The sequence below is a fragment of the Pseudomonas sp. AP3_22 TE3818 genome (assembly GCF_053628995.1).
In genome coordinates, this window is sequence record NZ_JBRJHL010000001.1 from 6,447,272 (window position 1) to 6,460,092 (window position 12,821).

12 protein-coding genes are annotated in these 12,821 nt (G+C 60.3%); 4 read left to right on the top strand and 8 right to left on the bottom strand.

The features are described 5' to 3' along the window. Positions 1-60 precede the first annotated feature (60 nt). Positions 61-1,134, bottom strand: coding sequence for a fatty acid desaturase (locus AB7M25_RS29240; protein ID WP_429387417.1), 1,074 nt, complete (start codon positions 1,132-1,134; stop codon positions 61-63). A gap of 100 nt (positions 1,135-1,234) precedes the next feature. Between AB7M25_RS29240 and AB7M25_RS29245 the strand changes: the two genes are divergently transcribed. Further along, on the top strand, positions 1,235-2,239 hold the full coding sequence (locus tag AB7M25_RS29245; protein WP_429387414.1) for an AraC family transcriptional regulator: 1,005 nt from the start codon (positions 1,235-1,237) through the stop codon (positions 2,237-2,239). Between the two features lie 193 nt (positions 2,240-2,432). On the opposite strand, the gene AB7M25_RS29250 is transcribed toward AB7M25_RS29245, so the two are convergent. Then, positions 2,433-3,119: a Crp/Fnr family transcriptional regulator gene (locus tag AB7M25_RS29250; protein WP_429387411.1), complete on the bottom strand. Its 687-nt coding sequence runs from the start codon at positions 3,117-3,119 to the stop codon at positions 2,433-2,435. A gap of 84 nt (positions 3,120-3,203) precedes the next feature. On the opposite strand from AB7M25_RS29250, the gene AB7M25_RS29255 reads away from it, so the two are divergent. Then, positions 3,204-3,728: an Mpo1 family 2-hydroxy fatty acid dioxygenase gene (locus tag AB7M25_RS29255; protein ID WP_454238320.1), complete on the top strand. Its 525-nt coding sequence runs from the start codon at positions 3,204-3,206 to the stop codon at positions 3,726-3,728. Between the two features lie 89 nt (positions 3,729-3,817). Here the strand turns inward: AB7M25_RS29255 and AB7M25_RS29260 are convergent, their stop codons facing one another. From AB7M25_RS29260 to dibA, 6 genes are all read right to left on the bottom strand, one after another. Beyond that, a complete protein-coding gene (locus tag AB7M25_RS29260) occupies positions 3,818-4,807 on the bottom strand; it encodes a sulfate/molybdate ABC transporter ATP-binding protein (RefSeq protein WP_429387405.1) in 990 nt (329 codons plus the stop codon). A 3-nt stretch (positions 4,808-4,810) separates the two neighbouring features. Further along, entirely contained in the window at positions 4,811-5,680 is an 870-nt protein-coding gene (gene cysW / locus AB7M25_RS29265; RefSeq protein ID WP_007972954.1) for a sulfate ABC transporter permease subunit CysW, read from the bottom strand. 12 nt (positions 5,681-5,692) lie between these two features. Next, positions 5,693-6,511 carry a sulfate ABC transporter permease subunit CysT gene (gene cysT / locus AB7M25_RS29270; protein WP_007972956.1) on the bottom strand — a complete coding sequence of 273 codons (819 nt, stop codon included), beginning with the start codon at positions 6,509-6,511 and terminating at the stop codon, positions 5,693-5,695. Positions 6,512-6,691: 180 nt separating this feature from the next. Further along, positions 6,692-7,705 (bottom strand): sulfate ABC transporter substrate-binding protein, encoded by a 1,014-nt coding sequence (locus AB7M25_RS29275; RefSeq protein ID WP_102701901.1) that lies wholly within the window; start codon positions 7,703-7,705, stop codon positions 6,692-6,694. A gap of 115 nt (positions 7,706-7,820) precedes the next feature. Continuing rightward, positions 7,821-8,003 (bottom strand): sulfur starvation response protein OscA, encoded by a 183-nt coding sequence (gene oscA, locus AB7M25_RS29280; RefSeq protein WP_007975618.1) that lies wholly within the window; start codon positions 8,001-8,003, stop codon positions 7,821-7,823. Between the two features lie 267 nt (positions 8,004-8,270). After that, positions 8,271-10,184 (bottom strand): phosphodiesterase DibA, encoded by a 1,914-nt coding sequence (dibA, locus tag AB7M25_RS29285; protein WP_429518353.1) that lies wholly within the window; start codon positions 10,182-10,184, stop codon positions 8,271-8,273. A gap of 146 nt (positions 10,185-10,330) precedes the next feature. Between dibA and desA the strand changes: the two genes are divergently transcribed. Beyond that, positions 10,331-11,515: a delta-9 fatty acid desaturase DesA gene (desA, locus tag AB7M25_RS29290; RefSeq protein ID WP_007975621.1), complete on the top strand. Its 1,185-nt coding sequence runs from the start codon at positions 10,331-10,333 to the stop codon at positions 11,513-11,515. A 250-nt stretch (positions 11,516-11,765) separates the two neighbouring features. Next, positions 11,766-12,755 (top strand): sensor domain-containing diguanylate cyclase, encoded by a 990-nt coding sequence (locus tag AB7M25_RS29295; protein WP_429387397.1) that lies wholly within the window; start codon positions 11,766-11,768, stop codon positions 12,753-12,755. Positions 12,756-12,821 lie beyond the last annotated feature (66 nt).

Below are 12,821 nucleotides of genomic sequence, written 5' to 3' on the forward strand. Positions count from 1 at the left end.
GCCCGCTCCTACAGGATGTGCGCGGTCCTTGTAGGAGCTGGCTTGCCAGCGATGAGGCCATCAGACCCGCACACCCTCCACGGTTTGCCCTTCAACTGTCTCCCTGCGCTCAAACCGGTTAGCCCGCGCAAACGTACCGAAGTCATTGAACCGCACACCCATCTCGCGCATCACCTTGTGCGCCACCGGTACGGTCAACTGGCGGATGTAGAACGGTTCCTTCACCACAAAGTGATGGATCCCGTGACTGCTGCCGAAGTTGAAGCAGAACGCCTGCAGCGGCCACAGCCACGGGGCATTGAGTACTTGGCACTGCTGCATCACGTTGCCCGGTTCCACGTCTCCGTAGTAATGCATGTTCGAGCTGATGAAGTGCAGGCAGAAGGTGCGCAACACGTTCGGGCCAATGATCACGACAACTGCGATGTCGATCACCTGCATCACCGACAACGTCGTCGCCGACCACTCGATCGGTGCGCCCATCAGGTGCGCAACGCCGTTCGCTGCATGGAAACCGAGAAACACGTACCACGCCCCCCAATGCATCAGTGCCAGCGGTGCGTAGACCTTCAGCGTGCGGTAAATGATGCTGAACTTCATGGCCCAGGTCTTGGCCCGCAACATGCGGATGAACGACGACATGATGTTGTCGCCAATCATCAACAAGCGTGCGAAGCCCCAAGGCTCGCCGTTGGTGATGGCGCGTTCTTCCATGTCGGCTTCAGAGCCCGACACCTTGTGGTGATTGAGGTGCAGATGGCGGCGAATCCAGGGGTTGATGGTGCTCGGCCGGGCGAGCCAGACCAATCCCATCATCAGGTTGTGCGGCACTTTCTGCTTGCGAAAGTACATGCTGTGGATCAGGTCGTGTTCCAGCTCATGGGTCAGCGAGGCAAAAAAAGCGTTGAGCAACAGGCACGCCCACCAGGCCATGTGCCCGGTCATGTAGAGCGCCCCCGAACCGACCATACCGGCGATGGCGAAGGTCAGAATGCCTGCGCCGAGGGCGTCCTGATGCTTGAGAATCGGGTATTGCTCACGCAGCTCGACGCCTCTGGCCAGCACCACTTCACGGATATGGGCTGATCGTTGGGCTGCATTCAGTCGTTGGGGGCTTGCAGAAGTACGGTCCATGCTTCCATCCTCTGGTTATTGATGGTTGCATCCTGCCTTGCGGAACCTCGCAATGCGGTAGCCGTGAACGCCAACCTGTTGACTGGAAGCGCCAATCAGCATGACTGAACCGACCTCCCTCGCCAGCTGGACCCGCGCCCTGCGCAAGCAACTCGATGCCCTTGGCATTGACAGCACCGCCCTGTGCCAGCAATCGGGGCTCGACCCTCAACTGATGGACGACCCGAACGCGCGCTACCCACTGTCCGGCACCACACACCTGTGGAATCTGGCGGTGCAGGCCAGCGGCGACCCGGCGATCGGCTTGCGGGTTTCGCGCTTCGTCAGCCCGACCACCTTCCACGCGCTGGGTTACGCGCTGGTGGCCAGCGGCAGCCTGCGGGAAGTGTTCGAGCGCATCGTGCGCTATCACCAGGTGGTCAGCGATGCCCTGGAGCTGGAACTGACCCGCGCCGAGGATCGCTACCGTTTCCGCCTGAAAATCCCCGCGGGCAATCCCGCCCCGGCCCTCGAAGCCATCGATGCGTTCATGGCGATTTACGTACGCACCTGCCGCAATCGCCTGGGCCGCGACTACGCACCGCTGGCGACTTACTTGCGCCGCCCGGAGCCGGCAGACGCGCATCAATGGCATAAAGTCTTTCGCTCGCCCGTGCACTTCGGCGCCGAGGAAGACCGGCTGGAATTCGCCCTCGTCGACTTCGACAGCCACCTGGACGACGCCAACCCGGAGCTGGCCGAACACAACGAAACCGTGCTCAAGCGTACCCTGGCGCAACTCAAGCCGCTGACGTGGGAGCGCAAGGTCCGCGACGCCATTGAAGAACAACTGCCTGAAGGCGAACCCAGCGCCGAACACATCGCCAAGGCCCTGCACCTGAGCCTGCGCAGCCTGCAACGGCACCTGGCGGACGAGGGCTGCCGGTTCGATACGCTGCTCAACGAAAGCCGCGAAAACCTCGCACTGTTGCACCTGCGGGACCCGCAGGTGTCACTGAGCGAAATCAGTTATCTGCTCGGGTTTGCCGATACCAGCAGCTTCAGTCGCGCGTTCAAGCGCTGGACGGGGATGACGCCGGGGCAGTTTCGGGATGGGTTGCGGTGATTGATCCGGAAGGTGAGTTGGCTGGTCTGGCCCGCTCCTACAGGGTTGTTCGGTTAACCACAGATCTGAAGTTCACAAAAGACCACTGTGGGAGCGGGCTTGCTCGCGAAAGCGGTGTATCAGTTGAAATTGATATACCTGACCTGACGCCTTCGCGAGCAAGCCCGCTCCCACAATGGTTCGGGGTTCACCGTCAGATCGTGGCCAGTTCCCGCAAACGAGCAGCATCGAGGATTTCGATTTCGCCGTAACTCAGTCCGATAACCCCCTGCCCCTGCAACTCCTTGAGAATCTGGTTGGTGGTCTGGCGCGACAGCGACAGCATGGCGGCAAGCTGCTCCTGGGGCAGTTGCAGGACGCGCCGCGGCGGGGTGGTCTCGCCATAGCCTTCGGCGATCATCAGCAAGCGGTGCGCCAGCCGCGCCGGGGCCGGCAGCAGGCTCAATTGCTCAAGGTTGATGAAGGTCATGCGCAGTTTCTGGCTCATCAGCAACGCCAGTTGTCGCCAGTGCTGCGGATGCTCGTCGAGCAACGTCAGCAAGGTGTTCTGGGGAATGTGCAGCAGTGTGCACGGGCCCACGCCGTAGGCATCGTGGGTGCGTGGCTGGCCATCGAACAGGCAGATCTCGCCGAACCAGTGCGGCGGCTCCACCAGGCTCAGCAAGGCTTCCTTGCCCTGCTCGCTCACGGCACCGACACGTACCGCGCCTTCTAGCACCGCGTACAGGCCGCAGGGCGGATCGCCACGCTTGAACAGCCGCTGGCCCGGCGACAGGCGCCGCAGCCTGGCCGCCGACAGCAGACTATCCTGTAGGGAATCAGGTAAATGACTGAACCACTGACCGCTCATCAGGCGTGGGCGCCAGACCTGCATATCCATGAAAACTCCTAGAGATTGTCGCCTGGCTGACAGAGCGGGAAGTGGCCCCGGGGCATGATCAATCACCCCCACAGGAGAACAACAATGAAAAGCCTCGTCGACCACCTCAGTCAATACGCCGCCTACCACCGTGACCCGCGCAATATTGCATCGCACTTTATCGGTATTCCGCTGATCGTGGTCGCCGTCGCGGTGTTGCTGTCCCGGCCGCAGTGGTCGCTGGGTGGCCTGTGGCTGTCACCGGCGGTGCTCGTTTCGCTGGCATCGGTGTGGTTTTACCTGCGCCTGGAATTGCGCCTGGGCGTGTTGATGACCGTGTTGCTCGGGCTATGCGTGTGGGCCGGTCATGCGCTGGCACAGCAAGGCACGCTGGTCTGGCTGGGCAGCGGTGTGGCGATGTTCGTGATCGGTTGGGCGATCCAGTTTGTCGGCCATCACTACGAAGGGCGCAAACCGGCCTTTGTCGATGACGTGACCGGGTTGATTGTCGGGCCGTTGTTTGTGGTGGCGGAACTGGCGTTCATGCTGGGGATGCGGCATGAGCTCAAAGAGCAGATCGAGGCGCGGGCGGGTGGGGTGCGGATCAATCCGAAGCGTGCCGCTGTCTAGATCGCATTCGCGGGCAAGCCCGCTCCCACACTGATTTGCGTCGTTCACAAATCCAATGTGGGAGCGGGCTTGCTCGCGAAGCTTTTGCCTTAGATGTTGGCGACTTTCTGCCAGACCTTCGGCTTGAAGAACAGCGTCTCCCCCTTCGCCAACCCGATCAGGCTGTCGTGATCCTTCACCACTTCGGCCTCAATCAGATCGCTCTGCCCTTCGACCTTCAACGTCACCCGTGTTGTCGCGCCCAGCGGACGAATATCGCGCACTTCAGCCGCGTGGTGATCGTCCAGTTCATGGCGCGACAGCGACACTTCGTGCGGGCGGAACAGCACGTGGTTGTCTTCGCCCAGGTGCAGGCGGTTCGAATCACCGAGGAAGTGATAAACGAAATCGCTGGCCGGGTTTTCGTAGACGTCGCCCGGTGAGCCGATCTGCTCGATCACACCCTTGTTCATCACCACGATACGGTCGGCGACTTCCATCGCTTCTTCCTGGTCGTGGGTCACGAACACCGAGGTCAGGTTGATGTCTTCGTGCAGACGCGCCAGCCAGCGGCGCAGCTCCTTGCGAACCTTGGCGTCGAGGGCGCCGAACGGTTCGTCGAGCAGCAGCACTTTCGGCTCCACCGCCAGCGCCCGGGCCAAGGCAATGCGCTGACGCTGACCACCGGAAAGTTGCTCCGGGTAGCGATCCGACAACCAGTCCAGTTGCACCATGTTGAGCAGCTCGTGAACCTTGGTTGCGATCTGGCTTTCGCTCGGGCGCTGGTTTTTCGGCTTCATGCGCAGGCCGAACGCGACGTTGTCGAACACCGTCATGTGGCGGAACAGGGCGTAGTGCTGGAACACGAAACCGACGTTGCGATCGCGCACGTCGTGGCCGGAAACGTCTTCACCGTGGAACACGATGTTGCCCTTGTCCGGGGTTTCCAGACCGGCAATGATCCGCAGCAGCGTGGTCTTGCCGCAGCCCGACGGACCGAGCAACGCGACGAGTTCGCCGCTCTGGATGTCCAGGCTGATGTTGTCCAGCGCCTTGAACGCGTTGAAATTCTTGCTGACGTTACGCACTTCGATCGACATGAATTATTCCTCCGCGGCGCTGGCGCGCAGGCGGTTAATACGGTTTTCGCTCCACTGCTTGAGCAGCAGGATGAAGAGCGCCAGGATCAGCAACAGGCTCGCCACGGCGAACGCGGCCACGTGGTTGTATTCGTTGTAGAGGATCTCGACGTGCAACGGCAGGGTGTTGGTCACCCCGCGAATGTGCCCGGACACCACCGACACCGCACCGAATTCACCCATGGCCCGCGCAGTACACAACACCACACCGTAGATCAGGCCCCATTTGATGTTGGGTACGGTGACGTGCCAGAACATCTGCCAGCCATTGGCGCCGAGCAGGCGCGCAGCCTCCTCTTCCTGAGTGCCTTGTTCCTGCATCAGCGGGATCAGCTCACGGGCCACGAACGGCACGGTGACGAAAATCGTCGCCAACACGATGCCCGGCAGGGCGAAGACGATCTGGATATCGTGATCCTGCAGCCATGGGCCAAACAGGCCCTGGGCGCCGAACATCAGCACATAGACCAGACCGGCGATCACCGGCGACACCGAGAACGGCAGGTCGATCAGCGTCACCAGCATGCTCTTGCCGCGGAACGAGTACTTGCTCACGCACCACGCAGCGCTGACGCCGAACACCAGGTTCAGCGGCACGGAGATCAGTACGGCGATGACCGTGAGTTTCAGTGCCGACAGCGCGTCCGGCTCAAAGATCGCGGTGAAGAACGCACCGAGGCCGAGCTTCAGTCCCTGGGACACCACGATGAACAGCGGCAGCAGCAGGAACAACGCAAAAATCAGCCAGCCAAGGCCGATCAGGATTCGCCGCGAAGTCGCGCTGCCACGGCGGGCAGCGTTCGAGGAAGCGGCAGCAATAGACGATTGGGACATGGGTGCGCCTCCTTATGGGGTTTCGATGCGCCGCTGCAACAAGTTGATCAGCAGCAACAGGACGAAGGAAACCACCAGCATCAGTACACCAATGGAGGTAGCGCCGGTGTAATCGTATTGGTCGAGTTTGACCATGATCAGCAACGGCAGAATCTCGGTTTTCATCGGCATGTTACCGGCGATGAAAATCACCGAACCGTACTCGCCGACCCCGCGGGCAAAGGCCAGCGCGAAACCGGTCAGCCAAGCAGGCAGCAGTGCCGGCAGCAGGATATGGCGGAAAACCTGCAAGGGTTTTGCACCCAGGCACGCCGCCGCTTCTTCGACTTCACGAGGAATGTCCGCCAATACTGGCTGTACGGTACGTACTACGAATGGAAGTGTCACAAAAGTGAGGGCAAGGGTGATGCCCAGAGGGGTGTAGGCGATCTTGAAACCCAGATCCGCTGCAAACTGACCGACCAGGCCGGTAGGGGTGTACAGCGCCGTCAGTGCAATACCGGCTACCGCCGTGGGCAATGCGAACGGCAAGTCGATCATTGCATCGATCACTTTTCGTCCAGGGAAGGTATAGCGCACTAATACCCAGGCCAGCAGCGTGCCGATGATTCCGTTGATGATGGCGGCACACAGGGCAGTGCCGAAGCTGAGCTTCAGCGCCGCCAGCACCCGTGGCGCCGAGATGATTGCCCAGAACTGATCCCAGGTGAGTTGAGCGGCATGCACGAACATCGCTGCCAGTGGTATGAGCACAATCAGGCTGAGGTACACCAAGGTGTAGCCCAGCGTCAGCCCGAAGCCGGGTATGACGGGGGAGATACGACGCGACATAAAAGTCCTTGGTTAAAAAGCGATCTGCTAAACCCACTCATGTGGGAGCGGGCTTGCTCGCGAAAGCAGTGTGTCAGTCAACGTTAATGCCGCCTGATACACCGTCTTCGCGAGCAAGCCCGCTCCCACATGTTAAGCACCTTAGCTGACTTGCATTGGGCTCGTAGTGGCTATTTAAGATTACTGCGCCTGGTAAATCTGGTCGAACACCCCGCCGTCATTGAAGAATTTCGGCTGTGCGGTTTTCCAGCCGCCGAAGTCCTTGTCGATGCTCACCAGTTCAAGTTTCGGGAACTGTTGGGCGTACTTGGCGGCCACGTCCTTGTCACGCGGGCGATAGAAATTCTTCGCCGCAATTTCCTGGCCGGCCGGGCTGTACAGGTGCTTGAGGTAGGCTTCGGCGATCTGCTCGTTGCCCTTTTTCTCGGCATTCTTGTCGACCACCGCCACTGGTGGCTCGGCGAGGATCGACAGCGAAGGCACGACGATGTCGAACTTGTCGGCGCCGCCCTCTTCCTTCAGCGCCAGGAAGGCTTCGTTTTCCCAGGCCAGCAATACGTCGCCCTGACCGTTGTTGACGAAGGTAATGGTCGATCCGCGGGCGCCGGTGTCCAGCACGGGCACGTGCTTGAACAGGGTTTGCACGTATTCCTTGGCCTTGGCTTCGTCGCCGCCATTGGCTTTGAGGCCATAGGCCCACGCCGCGAGGAAGTTCCAGCGCGCACCGCCGGAGGTTTTCGGGTTCGGCGTGATCACCGAAACATCATTCTTGACCAGGTCACCCCAGTCCTTGATGCCTTTGGGGTTGCCCTTGCGCACCAGGAACACGATGGTCGAGGTGTAAGGCGTGCTTGCGTCCGGCAGGCGCTTTTGCCAGTCCGCCGGCAGGGTCTTGCCGAGCTTGGCGATTTCGTCGATGTCACCGGCCAGGGCCAGGGTCACGACGTCGGCGCGCAGGCCATCGATCACCGCCCGGCCTTGCTTGCCCGAGCCACCATGGGATTGCTGGATTTTCACGGTGTCGCCGGCATGTTCCTTTTGCCAGAACTTGACGAATTCGGCGTTGTAGTCCTGGTACAGCTCGCGGGTCGGGTCGTACGACACGTTGAGCAGCTCGTAGTCCTTGGCAACTGCGGAACCGGCAAAAAGGGCGCTGGCCAGGGCGGCCAAAGCGAAATGACGAATCGACGACATGGTGAAAGCTCCTGGAATTCTTGGTTTGTTGGCTTTTTTTTATGGATTTCGGGAATCGCGTTGCCGGTTCAAAGATCGCAGCCTTCGGCAGCTCCTACGGGGGCTGCGATCCACTTCAGCCCGGCTTGTTGCCTGGCTGCTGCAAACGGAATTTTTCTTTGCGTTCGATCTGCACCACCTGCGCGTTGTGCACAGTGATTTCCACGGCACCAAAACGCAGGTCGCGCAGGGCACTCTGGATTTCACGCAGGATGGTGGCTTCGTCTTGACCGTCGACGCTACGCAGGGATGCGCTCATGTTGCTGCTCCTTCAACCGAGAGATTGCCTCGCAGTGTCGGCACTGCTTGCGGCTTGGGAGCAATACTAGTGAGGTCTGGATATTCTTAAAAAGACTATTTAAGAATGTTTATATAACCAGAAAACATTATCTGGTGGGACAAGGCTTTGCGAGGGATAAAGGCGCAAAGACGACCTGTAGGAGCCGGCTTGCCGGCGAGGGGACCTCAAATATTGCGTAGACCCAAGGCCGCTATCGCTGGCAAGCCAGCTCCTACAGGTATCGTTTTAGTGGACGACGGGCACATGCATCCAATCCAGCTGCGCCGCCGGCAGCGGCCGCCCGAACCAGTAGCCCTGCCCCAGATCACAGCCCTGTTCGAGGAGGAAAGCCGCCTGTTCGACCTGCTCGATCCCTTCGGCATGAACCTGCATGCCCATGCTTTGGGCCAGGGCGATGATCACCCGCGAGATCGCCGCATCATCCTCGTCCCACGGCAATCCGGCGACGAAGCCCTGGTCGATTTTCAGTTTTTGCACCGGCAGGCGCTTGAGCCGCAACAGCGATGAATAACCCGTGCCGAAGTCGTCGATGGCCAGGCGCACACCCAACTCGCGCAGGCGATGCATCTGCTCCAGCGCGACTTCCGGATCGTCCATCACCGCGCTTTCGGTCACTTCCAGCTCCAGACAGGCCGGTTCCACCCCGGTTTCGTGCAGCACCTGCGCCACCTGCTGATACAACTCGCGACGGGCGAACAGGCGCGAAGAAACGTTGACCGCCACAAACGACAGCACCACCCCGTCCTGCTGCCACTGACACATCTGCCGGCACGCCTGCGCCATGACCCAGGCATCGATTTCGGCAATCAGACCAGTTCGTTCGGCGACCGGAATGAATTCCGCCGGTGACACCAGCCCCCGCTGCGGGTGCTGCCAACGCACCAGCGCCTCGACACCCATCAGGCGGCTGGTCTTGAGGTCGTGAACCGGCTGGTAATAAACCTGCAGTTCCTGCTGGTCCAGGGCGCGGCGCAATTCGAAAGCGATCTCGACCCGTTGCTGCACGTGGGCCGTCAGCTCTTCGGTGTACAGGGCATAGTCATTGCGCCCCGTGCTTTTGGCCTTGAACAGCGCAGAGTCGGCATTACGCAGCAGTTGCTCGACGCTCAAGGCATCGCTGGGGAACAGGCTGATGCCGATGCTGGTGTTGATGAACAGCTGGTGCCCATCAATGAGGAACGGTTCTTTGAGGCCATCGATAATCCGCTGGGCCAACGCAGCGGCCTGAACCAGTTGCGGACAGCTTTCGGCGAGTACCGCGAACTCATCCCCGCCCAAGCGCGCCAAAGTGATGCCCGGGCCGAACATGGCGGCCAGGCGCCCGGCCACCGCCTTGAGCAACTGATCGCCGATGGTATGCCCGAGGCTGTCGTTGATCATCTTGAAGTGATCGAGATCGATCATCAGCAGCGCGCAACCGCGCTTGTGCACCTGTGCCGAGGCCAGGGCCTGTTCGGCGCGGTCGGTGAACAGCAGACGGTTCGGCAGGTCGGTCAGCGGGTCGTGGTGCGCCAGGTGCATCAACTCGTGTTCGGAGTTCTTGATTGCGCTGATATCGGAAAACACCGCCACATACTGGCTCGGCTGGCCGTCGTCGTCTTGGATCAGGCGGATTGTCTGCCATTGCGGGTATATCTCGCCGCTTTTGCGCCGGTTCCAGATTTCCCCGCTCCACTCCCCGGCGCTTGCAAGCGCGGCGAACATCGCTTGATAGAATTGCGCTGGATGGCGCCCCGACTTGAACATATTGGGCCGCTGCCCCAGCACCTCCTCACAGGCATAACCGGTGATCTCCATAAAGGCCCGGTTCACATGGACGATCGCGCCTTCCCGATTGGTGACCAGCACCCCTTCACGGGTGCAGTCGAACACTGCCGCCGCCTGTCGCAAGCGCATGCGGTCGGCATCGCGCTCACGCAGTTTGGCGCCGATACCCCGCAGAAGCCGCGCCCGGGCAATGAGGATCAATCCGGCGCTGAACAGCACCCAAGCGTAACCGTTGATCAGTTGCCATCGCAGTCGCTCGGCGGAGCTATCGAAGAAACTGTTTAATAAATAGTCACTGATCTGCAGCCAAACCACAGAAAGCAACAGGTAGAGCAGCGCTGCATGTAAGGCATCGCGATAGGTGGCAGGCATCCGGCGATCCATGTCCATACAAAAAGGTTGGAATTATAGTTTAAAGACACATCCAGCCACTCTTATCTGAAAGGGCGACTGGTTTTCTGTGTGGGCTTAGTGATAATGCAACGGCTGTTTTTTCTTTATCGAGGGCCCTACAGCCTATGTGGTACGAAGGTTTACTCGGCTTGTCGGCCTGGTCACTGGTGGCAGTCACCCTGCTGATGACCCACGTCACGATCATCGCCGTCACGGTCTATCTGCATCGTTACTCGGCCCATCGCTCCCTGGAGCTGAATGGGGGCCTCAAGCATTTCTTCCGTTTCTGGCTGTGGCTGACCACGGCGCAGAACACCCGCGAGTGGACGGCCATCCACCGCAAGCATCACGCCAAATGCGAAACCGTCGATGACCCGCACAGCCCGGTCATCAAGGGGCTGTCCACGGTGCTGCGCAAAGGCGCCGAGCTGTACCGCGCCGAAGCGGAGAACCCCGAGACGCTGCGCATCTACGGCAAGAACTGCCCCGAAGACTGGATCGAGCGCAACCTCTACAGCCGCTTCCCGCTGCTGGGTGTGGCGATCATGGCGGTTATCGACCTGCTGCTGTTCGGCACCATCGGCATCACCATCTGGGCCATCCAGATGATGTGGATCCCGGTGTGGGCCGCCGGCGTGGTCAATGGCCTGGGCCATGCCATCGGCTACCGCAACTTCGAATGCCGCGATGCGGCGACCAACCTGGTGCCGTGGGGCATCCTGATTGGCGGCGAAGAACTGCATAACAACCATCACACCTACCCTAATTCGGCAAAACTGTCGGTGAAGAAGTGGGAGTTCGATCTGGGCTGGGCGTGGATCAAAGTCTTCAGCTTCCTGCGCCTGGCCAAGGTTCAACGGGTTGCGCCGATTGCCCATCGCGTCGAAGGCAAGGGCAACCTGGACATGGACACCGCCATGGCGATCCTCAACAACCGTTTCCAGATCATGGCCCAGTACCGCAAATTGGTGATCGGCCCGCTGGTCAAACAAGAGCTGGAAAAAGTCGATCACTCGGTACGTCACCAGTTCCGCCGGGCCAAACGCCTGCTTTCGCGAGAGACCAGCCTGCTGGATGACAAACACCATGTACGCATCCAGAACATGCTCGAGCACAGTCAGGCACTGAAGGTAATCTACGAGAAACGCCTGGCCCTGCAACAGATCTGGGTCAAGACCAGCTCAAATGGCCACGACATGCTCGCGGCCATCAAGGACTGGGTGCACGAAGCCGAAGCCAGCGGGATTCAATCCCTGCGCGACTTCGCCGATCAGTTGAAAACCTACTCCCTGCGCCCTGCCGCCGTCTGACCGGAAGCCTCACTGTAGGAGCCGGCTTGCCGGCGATAGCGCCCTGTAAAACGCTATCGCCGGCAAGCCGGGCTCCTACCAGCCCGCGTTATCCTGAACTGACCGTACCGCCCGGCGGGAGCAAGCTCCCTCGCCACAAAAGGCGGGAACTTCATCTTGAAACCCTTATCTCAAAGACACTTCGCCATCCCCGGCGGGCTTGGTGTTGGCCGCTATCAATCATGCGGCATGCCCTTTGAGATTTGTGTCGATGGCCCAAAAGAACCTGCAAGACTCATCTCCGTCACATTGGCCCGAGGCCGCGCAGACCCTGATGGCGCTGATGCACGCCCAAGGCGAAGTCGCACGCCTGACCGAACGGGAACAGCTGTTCAACACCTTGCTGGCAAGCGTCAACGCGGTGCTGTGGGCATTCGATTGGGAAACCCGCCGGGTGCTTTACGTCAGCCCGGCCTATGAACGGATCTTTGGCCGTTCAGCCGATCTGTTGCTGGCCGACTGCAATCAATGGCGCGACAGCATTCACCCTGACGACCTCGACTACGCCGAACGCAGCCTGGCCGAAGTGCTGGACAAAGGCGCCGTCGAAGACCGCGAGTATCGAATCATTGCCGCCGACGGCCAGGTGCGCTGGCTCAGCGACAAGTGCTTCATCAATCGCCTGGCCGAGCCGGGGCAACCGGTGATCATCGTCGGCTTTGCCGAAGACATCACCCACAAGAAGCAGATGGAAACCGAACTGCATCGCCTGGCCACCACCGACGCGCTGACCCAGAGCAGCAATCGCCATCATTTCTTCGAATGCGCTCACCGCGAGTTCGCACACGCCCGGCAACAGGGCGAGCCGCTGTCGTTTCTGATGCTGGATATTGATGACTTCAAAACGATCAACGACACCTACGGTCACCAGGAAGGCGACAACGTGCTGCAACGCATTGCCGAAAGCGGCCGCGCAGCACTGCGCCGTCGCGACCTGTTCGGACGCATTGGCGGTGAGGAATTTGCTGCGGTGTTTCCCGGGTGCACGCCACAAATGGCCCTGCAAGTGGCTGAACGCCTGCATCGGCAGATTCAGCAGTTGAGTTTCAACCATGAAGGCCGGGCGTTCGGCATCACTGTCAGCCAGGGCCTGACCAGCCTGAGCGCCTCGGACGAAAACGTGGAGGACCTGTTTTCCCGGGCGGATGCCGCGATGTATCAGGCCAAGCGCGAGGGCAAGAACCGGATTGTCACTGCCTGAGGCCCCTGTAGGAGCTGGCTTGCCAGCGATCCAGACAACCCGGTGTATCAGATACACCACCTTCGC